The sequence below is a fragment of the Bacillus sp. 05T22 genome, assembly GCF_056396765.1.
In genome coordinates, this window is sequence record NZ_JBFTMC010000021.1 from 1 (window position 1) to 18,071 (window position 18,071).

The 18,071-nt window shown below is 34.8% G+C and carries 17 protein-coding genes and 1 other annotated feature (1 of these 18 running past the window's edge); of the genes, 1 reads left to right on the forward strand and 16 read right to left on the reverse strand.

What is annotated here, in order from left to right; all coding sequences use genetic code 11:
* The 9 genes from AC1DIT_RS09375 to AC1DIT_RS09415 all read right to left on the reverse strand — a co-directional run.
* The coding region (locus AC1DIT_RS09375; RefSeq protein ID WP_476998159.1) for a histidine phosphatase family protein at positions 1–697 on the reverse strand (697 nt) is incomplete at its 3' end.
* Positions 698–929: 232 nt separating this feature from the next.
* Positions 930–1,868 carry a DMT family transporter gene (locus tag AC1DIT_RS09380; RefSeq protein WP_476998160.1) on the reverse strand — a complete coding sequence of 313 codons (939 nt, stop codon included), beginning with the start codon at positions 1,866–1,868 and terminating at the stop codon, positions 930–932.
* A gap of 102 nt (positions 1,869–1,970) precedes the next feature.
* The gene (locus AC1DIT_RS09385) at positions 1,971–2,486 is read right to left on the reverse strand and encodes a DinB family protein (protein WP_016115204.1); all 516 of its coding nucleotides are present in this window, start codon (positions 2,484–2,486) and stop codon (positions 1,971–1,973) included.
* A complete protein-coding gene (locus AC1DIT_RS09390) occupies positions 2,483–2,812 on the reverse strand; it encodes a hypothetical protein (protein WP_016115205.1) in 330 nt (109 codons plus the stop codon). Before AC1DIT_RS09390 ends, AC1DIT_RS09385 begins: the two co-directional genes overlap by 4 nt.
* A 24-nt stretch (positions 2,813–2,836) precedes the next feature.
* Complete coding sequence (locus tag AC1DIT_RS09395; protein WP_016115206.1) at positions 2,837–3,337, reverse strand: GNAT family N-acetyltransferase; 501 nt, start codon at positions 3,335–3,337, stop codon at positions 2,837–2,839.
* 62 nt (positions 3,338–3,399) lie between these two features.
* Positions 3,400–3,954, reverse strand: a complete 555-nt coding sequence (locus AC1DIT_RS09400) for a GNAT family N-acetyltransferase (RefSeq protein ID WP_016115207.1) — start codon at positions 3,952–3,954, stop codon at positions 3,400–3,402.
* A gap of 15 nt (positions 3,955–3,969) precedes the next feature.
* The gene (locus AC1DIT_RS09405; protein ID WP_016115208.1) at positions 3,970–4,671 is read right to left on the reverse strand and encodes a nucleotidyltransferase domain-containing protein; all 702 of its coding nucleotides are present in this window, start codon (positions 4,669–4,671) and stop codon (positions 3,970–3,972) included.
* A 15-nt stretch (positions 4,672–4,686) separates the two neighbouring features.
* The gene (locus AC1DIT_RS09410; protein ID WP_016115209.1) at positions 4,687–5,370 is read right to left on the reverse strand and encodes a DNA alkylation repair protein; all 684 of its coding nucleotides are present in this window, start codon (positions 5,368–5,370) and stop codon (positions 4,687–4,689) included.
* 92 nt (positions 5,371–5,462) lie between these two features.
* Entirely contained in the window at positions 5,463–5,969 is a 507-nt protein-coding gene (locus AC1DIT_RS09415) for a hypothetical protein (protein WP_016115210.1), read from the reverse strand.
* A gap of 262 nt (positions 5,970–6,231) precedes the next feature.
* Here AC1DIT_RS09415 and AC1DIT_RS09420 point away from each other — a divergent pair, with 262 nt between their 5' ends.
* On the forward strand, positions 6,232–7,059 hold the full coding sequence (locus tag AC1DIT_RS09420) for a peptidoglycan-N-acetylglucosamine deacetylase (protein ID WP_016132937.1): 828 nt from the start codon (positions 6,232–6,234) through the stop codon (positions 7,057–7,059).
* 335 nt (positions 7,060–7,394) lie between these two features.
* On the opposite strand, the gene ltaS is transcribed toward AC1DIT_RS09420, so the two are convergent.
* The 7 genes from ltaS to aroC all read right to left on the reverse strand — a co-directional run bounded on the left by ltaS (position 7,395) and on the right by aroC (position 18,016).
* Complete coding sequence (gene ltaS, locus AC1DIT_RS09425) at positions 7,395–9,359, reverse strand: lipoteichoic acid synthase (protein WP_016115212.1); 1,965 nt, start codon at positions 9,357–9,359, stop codon at positions 7,395–7,397.
* Positions 9,360–10,206: 847 nt separating this feature from the next.
* On the reverse strand, positions 10,207–11,832 hold the full coding sequence (locus AC1DIT_RS09430) for an ABC-F family ATP-binding cassette domain-containing protein (protein WP_016115213.1): 1,626 nt from the start codon (positions 11,830–11,832) through the stop codon (positions 10,207–10,209).
* 140 nt (positions 11,833–11,972) lie between these two features.
* A complete protein-coding gene (locus AC1DIT_RS09435) occupies positions 11,973–13,145 on the reverse strand; it encodes a GNAT family N-acetyltransferase (protein WP_016115214.1) in 1,173 nt (390 codons plus the stop codon).
* A 165-nt stretch (positions 13,146–13,310) separates the two neighbouring features.
* Entirely contained in the window at positions 13,311–14,615 is a 1,305-nt protein-coding gene (gene aroA, locus AC1DIT_RS09440; protein WP_016115215.1) for a 3-phosphoshikimate 1-carboxyvinyltransferase, read from the reverse strand.
* 18 nt (positions 14,616–14,633) lie between these two features.
* The gene (gene tyrA / locus AC1DIT_RS09445) at positions 14,634–15,734 is read right to left on the reverse strand and encodes a prephenate dehydrogenase (protein ID WP_033671241.1); all 1,101 of its coding nucleotides are present in this window, start codon (positions 15,732–15,734) and stop codon (positions 14,634–14,636) included.
* Positions 15,727–16,827: a histidinol-phosphate transaminase gene (gene hisC / locus AC1DIT_RS09450; RefSeq protein WP_016132938.1), complete on the reverse strand. Its 1,101-nt coding sequence runs from the start codon at positions 16,825–16,827 to the stop codon at positions 15,727–15,729. The genes tyrA and hisC overlap by 8 nt, the downstream gene beginning before the upstream one ends.
* A 16-nt stretch (positions 16,828–16,843) precedes the next feature.
* Entirely contained in the window at positions 16,844–18,016 is a 1,173-nt protein-coding gene (gene aroC / locus AC1DIT_RS09455; RefSeq protein ID WP_016132939.1) for a chorismate synthase, read from the reverse strand.
* Between the two features lie 53 nt (positions 18,017–18,069).
* Positions 18,070–18,071, reverse strand: a binding site (T-box leader) (it continues 233 nt past the right edge of the window).

Below are 18,071 nucleotides of genomic sequence, written 5' to 3' on the forward strand. Positions count from 1 at the left end.
CACCAACAGACTCACCAACAGACTCGACTTTATATGCCCCATCTTTATAGAGAATTTTAGTTACACTTGCATTTTCTACTCCCATTTTTGTTTTACTACTATCAAGCATTTCTACTAATGCAGTGATCATCAGTCCATGAGATACGACTAAAACGTTACCTCCTCCACTTTTAGCGGTGTCTTCACTAATTTTATCGATTTCTTTTTTTATACGAATTGAAAATACTTCCCAATTTTCAGCTTGTTTCGTAGCGTCTGCTTCCGCAATGAAATTCGTAATTTCTTTAATAGAGAACTTCATTAATTCAGATACTGCTTTAACACCAGCAGTATCTTGCATAGCCTTCCACATATTTTCAATCTTATCGCCTTCAAAAATCCCAAAATTCAATTCACGTAAATCTTTCCGTTGTTCAAATTTTAACTTTGATTGTCCACTATACTTTAATACTAAGTTAACAGTTTCAATTGCACGACCACTATCACTACTATACGCATCAACAAAAGGTATATCTTGTAGTCCATTCCCTAAACCCTTCGCTATTTCAATGCCCTTCTCTACTAATGGAGAATCTGCCCAGCCTTGTACACGTTCACTAGTGTTTAACATTGTTTTTCCATGTCTAGTAATATATAACGTAACGGTATTATCCTTGTTATTATCTGTTAAGTTCATATCTTTTTCCATATTCATCATTCATGTCTCTCCCTTTAGAGTAATCCATTGCTTGTAAAGTCACTGCTTCTTATCGACCAAAACTTAAAAATCTGCYTCCTTTACTAACAACTATATTATAATTTTATCAAAATAGTTTCATACGTGGATAAAATATATAATTTTAGTTTCCATCAATTCATATTTTTTAAACGAAACAAAAAGGAACAGACCCTTATAATTACGAATCCATTCCTTTTCTATCTTTCACTTTTTATGCTGTTATCTTTTCTTCCTTTTTCATAACAACTGCAACATAACTATGCAGAATCATTCCTACAACAACTAAACTCATTCCAATCCATGATAATGATGATGGAAATGGAGCAGATAGCCAGACTAATTCTCCGAGTAATGCAAATAAAACTTCACCTGACTGCGTTGCTTCTACTGTTGCCAATTTCTGCGGATCATCCTTTACAAGATCTGTTGCAAAGAAAAATAATACAGTCGCAATTAAACCAGAACTAATTGCTACGATGAAGCATTGAAAAACTTGGTCACTTGCTGGTAATCCATTTGTAGAAACCTCATAGCCTGATAACAAAAACCAAAATGGTAAACTTGCGAGTGTCATTCCAAGAACTCGTTGAAAAACATCTAACTCTCCTTTACATACTTGCATCATTTTTCGATTTCCAAGCGGGTAGGCAAATGCTGCTACAATTACGGGCACCACACATAAAACGGTTTCACGAATCCCTAAAGAAGAAGCATGTTCTACTTGCATAAAAAGCACACCTAATAATATGACAGCAGACATCATCAATTCTTTCATTGGAATTTTTATATGTAGCGAATTTGTTGCAAATAATGGAGTTAATAAAATCCCTGCWAGCATTGTAATTTGCCATGTTGAGGCAACGAGCCATCCTGGTCCAAATGCACCTGCAAAACTAAGCGGTGCGTAAAAAAGACCGAAGCCAACAATACTCCATAACAACCACTCTTTCGGATTACTTTTCATATATTGAAAGAGTTGCTTTAAGTTCCCTCTATACATGACAATAATGACAAGTAACGGGACCATAAAGTAATATCGTAACGATGCACTCCAAATCCAGCTTCCGCCTTGTAAATCCATCGCACGGTTTAAAATAAATGTAAAGGCAAAGAAAAACGATGCCAATACCCCCGTTGCAATTGCTTTCATCCTAAAACCCCTTATACATTTTTTCTTCTACTATATAACAGAACACGGTTAATTTGAAATAAAATTCATAAATTTCATACTACAAATGGTATCTTTGTACATTTATCTAGAATCATATCGGTACAATTTCCGCAATCGACTTATATGAGCTTGATGATACCGATTATGATCAGCTATATGCCAGATTCCCCACCTAATCGTAGCAGTTTCACCATCTTCATAATATACTTCTCGTGTTAAGTCTGCTTCTGTTAGCTTCATACATTCGTCATAAAACATATTTTGAACATCTTCATAATCTCGCATGATTTCTCGTAAAGAACCTTTTGTTGTATTAGGTAATTCTCCTTTTTCATCAAGCATAGGACCATATTTTTCTTGTAATGATAGTGGAACTTGCGCACCTTTCAAACGATATACCCAATGTAAATCTACAACCGCTAGATGTTGTAGAATCTGCCCAATGTTATTTTCATCATTAGAAGAACCTTTGTAATGTAGTTCTTCTTTACCTACATCCTTTACTAATCCTCTTAATCTTTTGAATGTATCACTTACAGTAGCATATAACACTGCAACGTGAGGGTTCATATCCCTTTCTACATATAAATCTTTCACTGCAATTCTCCTTTCCAACTCTTAATYCTTTCATTGATCCCATTTGCCTTTTCATGATGAATATAATGCTTTGTATTTGGAAATATAATCTGTTCCGTTCTTGAAGATATTTTTAACAGTTCATTCTGCGTTTTCTCCCAATTTTCATATACTGGTTTATCTTCACGTTTTCCTGTTGCGAAAATGTGCATATCATGATTGTTAACTTCAATTATCTTACCAGGTACTTCCGTATAATTATTTACACAAATAGCTTGGTACAGTACACTAGCAATAAAAACAATTAACGCAATAAACAAAACAATACGCTTCTTGTTTTTAAACATCAGATACTCCTTTTGGATATATTTTTAGAGAAATAAAACCATATGTTCGTCATCGCGATATATGCCATTTATTTTTAGTGCCCTTTTTTCTATCCCATACGTTGTAAAACCTATTGATTGATACAATTTTTTTGCTGCTTCATTATCTGAAACAACCCCTAAACTAATTTGCTCTATTTTTAGTTCTCTTGCCTTTTCAATTAACGCTCGAATTAAGCATTTTGCTAAGCCTTTCCCTCTACTTTGATGATCTACATACATGGCAACAAGATGTCCCTTATGCTTATATGCTGCTTTTTGTTCCGTTAGTAACGTTACTACACCCATTAGTTGATTCTCTTCATTAAAAGCACCGAATGTGTAACTAGTTTTTGAATTTAAATTTCGAACAACTTCCTCAACAGGGTTTTCTTTTTGCATCGCTTCTTCATAAGTTGTCACGAATGCTTCTGGATTCATTTGTAGTGCTTGTAAGCGTAAGTTCCAATATTGTACTGCATCTAAGTCTGATAAAACTCGAATCATTTGTATGCATCCTCTCATCAGTAAATTTCTAAACTTAATCCATTTTTGTTTACATAATAATATTATATGTTCAAAACTTTTTTATTAATAATTTCATATTCTTCTTTCAACATACTAAAACGATAACGATTAATAAATGCACCTTCTCGTAATCTATCATTTCTCATGATTCCTTCACAAACAAACCCAGCCTTTTCATAACTTTTTATCGCTTTTATGTTATCCGCATCAACACGTAGCCACACTTTCTCTAGACCAAATTCATAAAATCCAATTTGTAATATGCTGTATAGCGCCGCAATACCATATCTTCGCCCCCAATATTCTTTGTTCCCAATTGCAATTCCTAATTCAGCATTTTTATTCGTTGTATCAAAGTTTTTTAAATCGACCCAGCCAATATGCACACCATCTCTAGTAACAATAGCTCGTTGTTCATACCCATTTTCTCGATTCAGACACATCCCAATCCATCTTTTTGTCTCATCACGTGTAAACGGTGGATATTGATCAGGTACAACTAAATGTTTTGTTACTTCTTTATCTAATGACCATTGATATCGATCTTCTACATCGTCTAATGAAAGTTCTCTTAATACAATAATTGGTACATTCATTTTTCCATCTCCCTTTTATTTCCCTATAGAAAACCCTTCAAACAACCTGCCTCCATAGTTTTCTAAAGTGCCCTCGACAAAGGCAATCAGTTTCTTCTTCTCCCCAGTTCTATAAAATTGATCAAAAGCTGCAACAAACTCTTCTGCAAATGATGTATCATATTTCCTTAACACCCTAATAAACCATTTAGAATTGCCAACCCATTGTCCATTTACTCGAAGTACAAATTCATGAACTAAATCAGCCAAAAGATTAGCAATAAACAATTCTTCTTCCCTCTTTGTCGCACCAATAAAATCGTCTAGTGCATCCGTAATAAAGTAACGCTTCTGTCTGATAAGTTCTTCTGTCCACTTTTCAGGACCTTTATCTAATAATTGTCGTGCTTCCAGTTTTAAGCTAGTTACAATTCCTTCCTCCCCTTTTAAAATAATCCCTTCCGAAACTAATTGTGGTAAACTAGGTCTCCCACGCTTGCAGTCACTTTTAAAATATTCTTTATATGTTTCAAAAGTATGTACAAACACTTCAACTGGCCAACCATTGCTAAAAAAAGATTCACGATAACAATTAGATAGACTTCCATCAAATATTACAATATCAAGGTCAGATGTTTTGGTTGCTTCTCCCCTTGCAATACTTCCTCCTAATAAAGCGACGTCACAATGTGGAAAGTGTGATTCAATAATTTTTTGTGCAGCGTCAATTGCTTTCATGCTGTTCTCCTTCTTTCATTTTCTTTTTTTATTTCTTTCTCTATCCCGTGCTTTTATAATATATGCCTCTGCTTCAGGTGTTTTACATGAAGTGGCACCATGATCAACATCAACCTTTCCAATTTCACGTGCAATTGTGATTGCTTTTTGCTCAAGCTCATCATTTCGAATTCCAATCGCAATAAGTGCACTATTCATTGTTTCTTTTTTTCGATTTTTTTCAGTATGTATATGAACCTTAATTTCTTTTAAAAATGGTAGGAAAAATTCATCTTCTAACGATTTATCCTTTATAGCAACATTAGCGAGTAAAGACCAACCCGCTCTACCAATCCATTCATCTTGAGATGCTGTCCACTTTTTCAATTTCTCTATTGCAATTGGAGACGAACTTACAGCTGACATGAGTACATCCATCAAACAATAATAATCAACCTCTTGTACCCATTCATCCAACTGCTCTGACGTGAATTTTTTTGGATCAACAATCATTGTAGCTAATGTCATTGCATCCATATTTTTTGTTTCCCATAATGACATGGCTAATTCATGATCTTTTTTGATTTTCTTCTTTAATTGTTTTAAGTTTGCAAAACTAACACCGAATAGTGGCTCTTTTGCCCCATGGTTTTTATATGTTTTACGATTTTGTTCTGTTCCACATTCCTCAAGCTGATGCATGATTTCTTCTAATATCATTTGGGCACCTCGTTTTTATGTTATTTCTCCTTGCCTTAAATACACACTTACGATATATTCGACATTATTTATTATTTTCCTAGTTTTTATTTTCAAATACGGTATGTGAAATTAAATAAACCTAAAAAACAAGAATCACTTATAATTAATTCAAAAGTATCTTCTATTATCAATACTTTAATATCTATAGATTTCTGTTTTTGCTGTGCAAATCGATTCAGACGTTCTACAGTCCCAGGGGCAGTACTAGGATTTGTAAATAATATTGTTTGCGGCCCTTGAACATTACAAAGCATTTCAAAGAATGGTTCGTCAATTTTTATTATAGGTTTTGTAATTGAAAACTCTTCCTTCTGTATTAGCGTGATATAACTGGTACATGTAATTAAAACTGCATCTATATTACTTTCTGCTATCCATTTCAGCTGATTTTTCAACTTATTTTGAGCTTGAGCCCTTCCAAACCCCTTATCACTTTCTATCCTCCTCGACAAGATGGGATCCACAAAATGAATTAATTCTATCTCCAATACTTCAAATGCTCTTTCTATATATTCAATATTTGAATGATGGGCATGTAAACAAGCTATTTTTTTCACTTTTATCACACCTTTTTTATTTTAAAAATACACATGTGAATTTATGGGGTTTTAGATTCTTTTAATCCATATGCTGTTTTTATTCATTTCTCTTCTCATTTTAAAAAACCTGCTAAACAAGAATGTTTATCACAGTAAAAACAACAAAATCTTGCATACTTTTTTACAAACTTTTTTGTACTTGTAAAAATCTTTTTTTGCATTTACCTACCTAAAATTGCTAATATAGTAGAGTAGAACTATTATAGAGAGAAGGAAAATTATGCACAATGGAATTCGAATGACAACCTTAGTAAAGAGAGCATTGTTTATTTGCGTCGGGGTATTATTTTTATACGAAGCAATGTACGGTCCAACTCATATTGCTCGGGCAAGTACGGAAGATGAAACAAAATCTGTTCAACTTGTAAGTGAAATTCAAACTGCTCTAGCTCCGAAAGAAGCCCCAAAACAATATAACGGGCAAGTTAGAAAAGTTGCTTACTTAACATTTGACGATGGTCCTGGAAAGTACACTGCTGAGCTATTAGAAATGTTGAAAAAAGAAGATGCGAAAGCTACATTTTTCCTAATTGGAGCAAACGTTAAAGCATTTCCAGATCTTGTGAAACAAGAATTAGCCGAAGGACATTATGTTGGTATGCACAGTATGACACATAACTACAAAAAGCTATATACTGAAGGACATTATGTGGATGAAATGAAAGAAGATCAAAGTTTAATTGCTGGGATTATCGGAAAATCCCCTATCTTAACACGTCCACCATATGGCTCAATGCCAGGATTGAATGAAACGCTCCGCAATAAAGTTGTTGAAGGTGGTTTTAAAGTTTGGGACTGGACAATTGACTCTTTAGACTGGAAATATAATAAAGTGCCAGTAGATTCTGCCTCAGCGCAAATTGTACAAAATGTTCTTGCTGGTGCTACAAATCCAATCGAGGTCGTGTTAATGCATGATATTCACCCACAATCAGTAAAAGCTGTGCCTGGAATCATTAAAGGCCTAAAAGAAAAAGGTTATGAACTGGAAAGTTATCAAGAAGATGAACATTTCCCATTAAACTTCTGGCATGATAAACGTATGTAATAAAAAAGACTTGATTTTCTTTATAGGAAAATCAAGTCTTTTTTTATTTTTATTTGTTTAGAAAATAGAAGTTATTAATTTTACAAGTATAGATACTAACTTTGCAAAATTAGATTGTTTCAATCATTTTCTACTAATATAGTATCTTGTATCTCCCATAAAATTAAGTCCAAATTATCGTTTCTGTAGTGTGCGATAATTGTACTCTTTTCATACATTCATTATACTTTATCAATACGGTATGTGAAATTACCACATGTCTCCAAAATAAAAAAGCCTCCTCACAAGGATATTTATCCTTATAAGGAGACTAACGTTGATTTATTTTATTACGTTTAACCTTCTTGCGTAGTTTTTACTTTCGTCTTATTTTTATCACGATGATTATAGTTATATTTCGAACGATCTACTGGTGTAAATCCTTCTGGTGTGTAGAATCGTAATAAATCTCCGTTTACAACTTCATCAGAGAATTTAAGTTTCTGTTGAACCATTTTTTCATTTTGTTTGATTTCATCCGTTACTTCTACTGGTTTTCCAGTGGTTGTGTCATAATACTTTCCATTAAGCGCAGTAACGGCCGGACTTACATAGTTACCATTACGGAAAGAAACAACTTGTTGATGCTCTGGTGATAATAAATCTGTACCAAATTGGATATAATTCTTTGTATCGGTACCTAGTAAATGTAACAGCGTTGGAAGAACATCGATTTCTCCGCCATATTGGTGTTGAACTCCGCCCTTCATTCCTGGAACATGAATGATTAAAGGTACACGTTGTAATTGTGCATTTTCAAATGAATTAATTTCTTTACCCATGATTTGTGACATCGCTGCATTATGATTATCTGAAATACCATAATGGTCTCCATACATTACAATGATCGAATTGTCATATAAACCAGATTGCTTCAAGTAATCCATAAAGCTTTTTACAGATTCATCTAAATAACGTGCTGTTTGGAAATACGTATCTACAGATGAATCACCAGTTTTTGCTGGTTCAATTGTCGCTTCATCCTTATTAATTGGATAAGGGAAGTGATTTGATAACGTAATAAACTTCGCATAGAACGGTTGTTTTAATGTTTGTAACATTGGAATAGACTCATTAAAGAATGGTTTATCTTTCAGACCATAGTTTACAACATCTTTTTCATTCATATCATAATATGATGCATCAAAGAATTTATTAAATCCAAATGATTTATAAATATCATCACGGTTCCAGAATGTTTTATAGTTACCATGGAACACCGCAGATGTATAGCCCTGCTGTCCTAAAATAGCTGGTGCTGCTTGATACGTATTATGAGCTTTGTTTGTAAATACAGACCCTTGTGGTAAACCGAATAGTGAGTTCTCTAACATAAACTCCGCATCAGATGTTTTACCTTGTCCTGTTTGATGGAAGAAGTTATCAAAATACAGTGTATTTGCATCATGTGTAAATGAATTTAAGAACGGTGTAACTTCTTGTCCGTTCAACTTGTAATTAATTAAAAAGTTTTGGAACGACTCTAAATGAATATAGATAACGTTCATACCTTTCCCCTTACCAAAATACTCTGGGTTAGGGCTTGCATAGTTCGATGTAATATAGTTTCTTACACCTGTCATGCTATCTCCATCCGCTAAAGCACGTTCTGTCGATGCTTTCATACTTTGGATGCCATCATAAATTGTATAGTTGTACGCACCTAAGTATTTCACAATGTAGTTGCGGTCAAACGTTCTTGTTAGTAATTCAGGACGATCAGATTCTGCTAAACCTAAGTTGATGCTAAAAATCAAAATTCCTGTAATAAATACAAGTGACAATTTATGTTTTGCAACACGAATTGGTTTTGGATCTGCAAACTTTGTTATTACCAACACAAGCAAGATAATTGTGTCTAAGAAATATAATGGATCATATAGATGTAATAACGCTAAAATACTACCACCTAAATCTCCAAAGTTATTCGTTTGTGTTAATGTCGGGAACGTAATAAAATCGCTGAAAAAGCGATAATATACTACGTTTGAGTATAAGATAACTGACAGTAACAAATTAATAATAATTAACCAAATATAAGATCGTTTCCCTTTTGCAAATAATGCAAGTCCTAAAAATAGGACAGCTGAGCTTAGCGGGTTAAAAAATAGCAAGAATTTTTGGATTGTGTTCGATATTCCTAAGTCGAATTCTGTAACATATGCTGCATATGTTTTTAACCAGAATAAAACAACTGCAAAAATAAAGAACCCAAAATGATTACTTAACACACGCTTGCTCTTTAATAATAATTGTTTCATCTCTCCACCTCTTTTAATCATCCAAGGCTTATTTTTTGATAAGTCCATCTCTATGTTTACTTCTTCATACAGCTCGTTCTTTTCTTAAACCATATGAAGAATATTAGTAATTATAAGTTGAAGTCTATATTTATTCAACTATTTCTTACCAAACATTTTTGACCTTGATATATATTTAATAAAATGCATTTGTAACATTTTTTATTTCTATCTAACTTTCTAAAAATCCGTCCGGTTACTAGGACAATCCCCACTATAAACTTTTATTCTTCACTTCGCAAACATTCTTATTTCCAGAATTACCAATTGAATTTGTTGCTGCTAATTTATTCATTCTGAGAAAATTTCTTCTTACTGCCTCCTTTATATGTAAAAAATTATAATTTACATACATAATTTTTTGTGATTAATTTCTATAAACAACATTTAATTCCATTATTTCTCCTGTTCATTTAACATTAGCTTTGTGGCACGAAAAAGAATATATTTAATCTGAACAGGCCGATTCCGTTTGGAAAGACATGTAATTTTTCATTATATGTAACTTCTTTTCAACATAGTTTCATGAATATTGACAAAATTGTACGCGTTTTTTATATATAAAATCATTTTAATTTTTCGATATATAAATCCCTGCTATGCAGAATAAAAAGTAACTTACACTCGTTTGCTCTTTCTGTTTTTACTTCGCATGTGGCAGAAAAAGGCCCTGACCGCTTCTATGCATGGCCAGATGCTCTCCCCCACCTAAAAAGAGGGGTTTTATGTCGGTTTTTTAATTGATGTACATATAGTAAAAAAACAAAACCCTCGCTCTATTCTAAGTGCGAGGGTTTTGTTTTACAGATTATTTTCCTTGATACATTGCATCTACTTGTTTTTGAAGTTCTACATTTTCTAAGAACTCATCGTATGTTGCTTCTTTATCGATTACACCGTTTGGCGTCACTTCGATAATACGGTTTGCAATTGTTTGTACGAACTGATGGTCGTGAGATGTAAATAGTAATGTTCCTTTAAATGCGATTAAGCCGTTGTTTAATGCTGTGATAGACTCAAGATCTAAGTGGTTCGTTGGATCATCAAGTGTTAATACGTTCGCTCCGCTTAACATCATTTTAGAAAGCATACAACGAACTTTTTCTCCACCTGACAATACAGAAACATTTTTCTTTACTTCTTCACCAGAGAATAGCATACGACCTAAGAAGCCACGCAAGAAACTTTCTGTTTCATCTTGTGGAGAGAACTGACGTAACCATTCAACTAAGTTATATTCACTGTTCTCGAAGTACTTAGAGTTATCTCTTGGGAAGTAAGCTTGAGATGTTGTAACGCCCCACTTAAATGAACCGCTATCTGGCTCCATTTCACCCATAAGAATTTTAAATAATGTTGTCATYGCAATATCATTACGACCGATAAATGCAACTTTATCACCTTTAGATAAAGTGAAGTACACATTATCTAACACTTTTTCCCCATCAATCGTTTTTGAAATACCTTCAACAGTTAATAAGTCATTTCCTACTTCACGCTCTGGTGTGAAGCCAACGAATGGATAACGGCGTGATGATGGTTTAATATCATCTAATGTAATTTTATCTAATAATTTTTTACGAGAAGTCGCTTGCTTCGCTTTAGACGCGTTTGAACTAAAGCGTGCAATGAAGTTTTGTAACTCTTTTACTTTCTCTTCTTTTTTCTTATTTGCATCTTGTGTTAGTTTTAATGCTAATTGGCTTGATTCATACCAGAAGTCATAGTTACCAACGTACAATTGAATTTTACCGAAATCAAGATCCGCCATGTGCGTACATACTTTATTTAAGAAGTGACGGTCATGGGATACAACGATAACTGTATTTTCAAAGTTCATTAAGAAGTTCTCTAACCATTGAATCGCTTTTAAGTCTAAGTGGTTGGTAGGCTCATCTAATAATAGAATGTCAGGTTGACCGAATAATGCTTGAGCAAGTAATACTTTTACTTTCTCTGCCCCTGTTAACTCTGACAATTTTTTGTCATGAACTTCTTCTCCAATGCCTAGACCTTTTAAAAGAATTGCAGCTTCAGATTCAGCTTCCCAACCGTTTAGCTCAGCAAACTCACCTTCAAGTTCTGCAGCACGCATACCGTCTTCATCACTGAAATCTTCTTTCATGTAAATTGCATTTTTTTCTTGCATTACTTTGTAAAGGCGTGTGTGACCCATAATTACTGTTTCTAATACAGGAAACTCTTCGTATTCGAAGTGGTTCTGTTTTAATACTGCTAAACGCTCACCTGGCGTGATGTTTACATCACCTGTTGATGGATCAATTTCTCCAGATAAAATCTTTAGAAATGTTGATTTACCAGCACCGTTTGCTCCGATTAAACCGTAGCAGTTACCTGGTGTGAATTTTATGTTAACATCATCAAATAATTTTCTGTCCGCAAAGCGCAATCCTACGTTACTAACTGTAATCATGTGTTTCCTCCAATTTCGATACTTTTATATACATACTTCACTTACTATAACATACTTAGGCATCCAAAGGTATATCTAATCATCTTTCTATTTCAACAAAATAAAAAGCACTTTTCAAATCGTGCTTTTCATTTGAAATTTTAAAAGAAATCATAAATAAATGGTCTATGTAATGGAATCAACTGTTCAAGTGTTTTTACTTCTTCCTCACTCCCTAAAATATGGTCCATTTCGTATAACTCTAATGGACGCTTATACCCAAATAACATTGTTGATAACGCATTTATATTTAAATGGATTCCGCTACTATTTTGTTTTTCGGTTTCTTCTTTATTAACAATTACTATTTCTTTATTCTGTAATTGAACCGTCACATTATTCCACGGGGCAAATGAATCTGAAATATGTAAAATGACATTATTTTGTTGATTACTCCAAACAAATGGATATTGATTTAAAAACTGCTCCACATCTACGATTCGAGCCATAAAATAAGGAGTAATTTCAGTCTTCACTCGAGGCTCTTGTAAAGTATAAAGTAATGGTTCAGTTTCACTTAGTATCATCTTAAGTTCTTTTATCATCGAATCATGCTGGCAAATAAAATTCCAAAGCCCAATTCTAGCCTCATGATTTAGCGGAACAAGTTCTTCTACTGTCATTTTTGAATCATTGATTTTGTAAAACATGTAACCAATAGCTTCATTTTCTTCATTATAATAAACAGCTACTGTTAAATCATGATAAAGTGCATGAATCCACCAATCTTTACTTCGAATTAGCATCCCAGCAAAACGTTTCGCAAATGTTGCATATACCGCTTCAATTTCACTTGGATGACAATCTTTATTAAACCGTTTTACATTTCCTTTCACCTGCTTTTGCATCACTAAATCATTCTTCGTCATGGAACAGATTAAACGGTTTGCGAATAGTTCCCATCCATACTTTCTGTAAAATGAAACTGCAAATGGATGTAACATTGATACACTAAATCCATCTTGTTTCATTTTTTGTAGCACATACTTCAGTAATTCTTTTACATGCCCACTCCGCCTATACTCTGGGTATGTCGCTACTCCTGCAATTCCTCCCATTTTAAACATTTCATCACCAATATTTATTTCTAATGGAAGAAGATGCAACTTGGCTGCAAGTTGATTTCCTTCCAAAATTCCAAACAGTTGATGGTGCTTTTTCATTAATGTAAGACGCCTTTCAATTTGATCTTCCGGTACCTTATATTGAAAGGCATATTCAGATAAAGCAATCGCTTCTCTATATTGTCGCTCTGCTAATTCAATTACTTTCATGACTTTCTCCTCCTATTCCCTTTATTACATTCGTACTCATACAGATAAAATCCTATCTAAAAAATTAGAAAGGTTGATGGAATATACATCAACCTTTCAATAATTATTATATCTCGATATAATACAAATCATCTTCCAAATACAGAGTTGCCATAAAGTAAAACTTTATGCTTTTTCCAATTCAGTTTGTAGTTTGCTCAGTTCCTTAAAAAATGTAGGGTACGAAACTCCAACAGCCTCCGCATCTCCGAGTACTGTTTTACCTTCTGCTATAGAGCCCGCAATCCCAAGCATCATACCGATTCGGTGGTCACCATGACTATTTACTTTATTGCCTTTTAACGAAGACTTACCGTAAATAATCATTCCATCATCCGTTGCTTCAATACGTGCTCCTAGTTTTGTTAATTCAGCTACAACTGTATCGATACGATTTGTTTCTTTTACTTTCAACTCATGTGCATCCTTGATAACTGTAATTCCTTCTGCTTGCGTTGCTGCAAGCGCAATGATTGGGATTTCATCGATCAGTCTTGGGATAATATCCCCTTCAATTTCAATCCCTTGAAGTGAAGATGTTTCAATCGTAATATTCGCAGCTGGTTCTGACGCATCCTTATTAATAGGCTGTATTTCTAACTTAGCACCCATTTTAGTAAGAACATCTATAATTCCTGTACGAGTCGGATTCATTCCAACATTTTGTAATACAAGTTTACTATTTGGAACAACCGCTCCCGCAACTAAGAAAAATGCCGCTGAAGAAACATCACCAGGCACCTGTATATCAGTCCCTATTAATTTTTGTCCACCAGCAATTTTCACAGTTTTATCTTCACGAGTTACCGTAACGCCAAACGCCTCAAGCATTCTTTCTGTATGGTCTCTTGAAATATGAGGTTCTGTAACAGTTGTTACACCTTCTGCAGTCAGTCCCGCAAGTAAAATAGCCGACTTCACTTGTGCGCTTGCTACAGGTGAAGTATAGTCGATTGCTTTTAAACTTCCACCTCGTATTGTAAGCGGAGTAAACGTCCCTTCTTCTCTACCATCAATTTTCACTCCCATAAGTCCAAGCGGATTCGTTACACGTTTCATTGGTCTCTTCCCAATTGATGAATCCCCTTGAATACAGGAATGAAAAGGTGTGTTCGCAAGTATCCCAGACATTAAGCGTATCGTTGTACCTGAATTGCCAACGTCTAAAACATTTTTAGGTTCTTGTAACCCTTCTAATCCTTTTCCAACGACAATCACTTCATCACCATTTTGCGAGATTTTTACTCCCATTTCTTTAAAACAAGAAATGGTACTTAAACAATCGGCACCAGATAGAAAACCTTTAATCGTTGTTTTCCCTTGCGCAATTGCTCCAAACATGACAGCACGGTGCGAGATAGATTTATCTCCGGGGATTCTAATCGTTCCCCGCAATCCACTTGTTACATTTTGTATCGTTTTCTCCTTCACGGTGTCATCCTCTCCTTATTACATTGTTTCATATGTTTGGTATTCTTCTTTTTGTAATACGATCACTGCTTTTAAGCGATCCTCTTCTCTTTGGAAGCTAATACGAAGCACACCAAGTAATCCTTCTCGCGCTTCTATAATTTGCAGATTTGTAATACTAATTTCTTCATGAGCTAAAATACTCGTAATATGAGCTAATGCCCCTACTTTATCTAAAACATCAACATATAAGTCATGATAAGCTGGAATCGCTCCGCTTTTACGAACTGGTAAAGAATCACGATATTCTTTCGCATTCGCAAAGTAGTTCTGCAACTCATCCGCATCGCCATTAGCAACTGTTTTGTGTAACTCTTTCATTTCCAACATCCACTCTTCTAGTAGCTGCAGTAAATGATTTCGATTTTGTTTGACAATATCACTCCACATTTTCGGACTACTTGATGCAATACGTGTAATATCCTTAAATCCACCTGCCGCAAGCTGATGAATTAATGGATTCTCCTCTGCATGCTTTTCAACTTGTTTCACCAGGCCCGCCGCAATTAAATGAGGAAAATGACTTACAATCCCTGTTACATAATCGTGTTCTTCCGTATTCAATACGAGAAAATGTGATCCTGTTCCTTTTAACCATTCTTTTAGTTGTTCCACTCGATCATTTGATACATGACTCATTGGTGTTAAAATGTAAAATGCATTTTCAAACAAGTGTGCTTTCGCACTTTCAACTCCCGTTTTGTGTGAACCTGCCATCGGATGTCCCCCAATAAAAGAGACCTCTTCTGGTAATAAAGACTCTGCTTCATTCATAATCGTTCCCTTTGTACTTCCTACATCTGTAACAATTACATCTTCACGTAAATCGTATGCCGCGAGCTTACGTAATAACTTTGTTGTTTCTTCAACTGGGGAAGCAAAAACAATTAATTCCGCCCCCTCACAAGCAGTTTGTAAATCTTCTGCAATTTCATCAATTACGTGAAGTTCTTTCGCGCGCTTCACTTGTTCGCTATGAATGTCATAACCTGTAATCATCACTTCATGTTCTCTTTTAATCGCTAGCGCGAGAGAACCACCAATTAATCCTGTACCAATTAATAAAACTTTTTTACACATTTGCCTCATCTCGAAACTCATTTTTTCTATTTATAAAGTGCTGTTTTAACACTGAAATCACTCCCTCATTCTGTTCGCTCGTTCCAATCGTAATCCGGACACCATTTGGAAACGGGCGAATAATAAAACCTGCGTGCGCACATCGTTCATATATTTCCCCAGCATCGTCTACTGGTAAAAAGATAAAGTTTGTTTGAGATGGATAAAACGAAATCTCATTCTCGTTACAAAAACTCTCATATCGCTCTAGTCCTTCTCGATTTATGCGAACTACTTCCTTTATAAATTCTTCATCATTACAAGCGATTGTTGCTGCTCTTTGCGCAGGTAAAGATACATTAAATGGCAAACGCACAACATTCAATTTCTCAATCAATTCTTCTTGTCCAATTGCATATCCAACGCGAAATGATGCTAAACCATACGCTTTAGAAAATGTTCGTAATATAAGAAGGTTTTTATGTTTTTTCAATAATGGTATTGTTTCTGGAAAATCTTTCGCTGTGACATATTCATAGTACGCTTCATCGATTACAATTAGCGCACTGTCATGCACACTATTTATAAATTCATTTAATTTTCGGTCATCAATATATGTGCCTGTTGGATTATTCGGATTACAAATCCAAATAATTTTTGTTTTTTCATCTATTGCTTCTGCAATTCCCTCTAAGTCGTATGAGCCATTTTGCAGTGGAACTTCTTTCACTTCACAGCCTTCAATAACTGCATGATGACGATACTGCGGGAAAGTTTCTCCTGCTGTTACTACATTATCTCCCTTACAAAGTACCGCACGGCTTATAATTTGAATGACTTCATCAAGTCCGCTTCCACATATAATTTGTTCCTTTTGAACTTGTAGTTTTTCTGCAATTGTTTGGCGAAGTTCTACAGCTCCTCCATCTGGATATAAGGCATGTTCATGCCATGCTTTTTGCAACTCTTCTATAACACGTGGTGAACAACCGAATGGATTTTCATTTGATGCTAATTTTACAAATGAATGATCCCCATATATCTCTTTCATTTGCTGCGCTGATTTACCTGGTTTATATGGCTGTAATGATGATAATTTCTCTTTTACCTTCATCTGGCATCCATCCTTTTTAAAATTCTTTTGCATATTTGTTATGCTGCGTAATATTTTGCTTGATTAATTCCATGCGGTCTTTTCCGAATTGTTCAACTAATGCATCCGCAAGCTCCCATGCAACAACAGCTTCTGCAACAACACTTGCAGCTGGTACTGCACAACTATCAGATCGTTCAATACTTGCTTGGAATGTTTCTTTCGTATCAATATCTACACTCACAAGTGGCTTATATAATGTAGGAATCGGCTTCATTACACCTCTTACTACAATTGGCATTCCTGTAGTCATACCACCTTCTAATCCACCTGCATGATTTGTTTTTCTTGTATAGCCTTTTTCTTCATCCCATAGGATTTCATCGTGTACTAAGCTTCCTGGCTGCCTTGCCGCCTCAAATCCAATCCCAATTTCAGCACCTTTAAAAGCATTAATACTCATAATTGCTCCCGCGAGTTTTGCATCTAATTTACGATCATAATGTACGTAGCTACCAACACCAATTGGCATCCCTTCCGCAATTACTTCTACAATTCCACCTATTGAATCCCCACTGCTTTTTGCAGTATCGATAGCATCCATCATCTTTTGCTCTACCTCTTTATCTAGGCAACGCACAGGTGAATTTTCTGTAATTGTTTGAATTTCTTCTATTAGTAATCGGCCTACACGATTTGCTTGTATCCCRCCAATCTCAAGAACATGTCCTGCAATTTGTACACCTAATTCTTTTAAAATTTGTTTTGCAACTGCACCAGCAGCTACTCTGACAGTTGTCTCCCTTGCAGAAGAACGTTCCAAAACATTTCGTATATCACGGTGACCATATTTAATTGCACCATTTAAATCTGCATGTCCTGGACGTGGTTTTGTAATTGTACGTTTCATTTCTTTATTTTCTTGCTCCGAAATAGGTTCAGCCCCCATTACTTTCGTCCAATGTTTGAAATCATCATTTTTTACGATTAATGTAATTGGTGAACCAAGCGTTATTCCGTGGCGCACACCACTTACAATCTCTACTGTATCCGTTTCAATTTGCATGCGTCTCCCGCGACCATGCCCTTTTTGTCTTCTTAATAATTCCTTATTAATATGTTCTGCTTGTAACGATAATCCTGCAGGTACACCTTCTAAAATAACAGTTAACTGCGGACCATGTGATTCTCCGGCTGTAATATATCTCATTTCTCTTACCCCTTTATTATTTTTTTGTACAAAAAAGTCCCTACTGAGCGCTCAG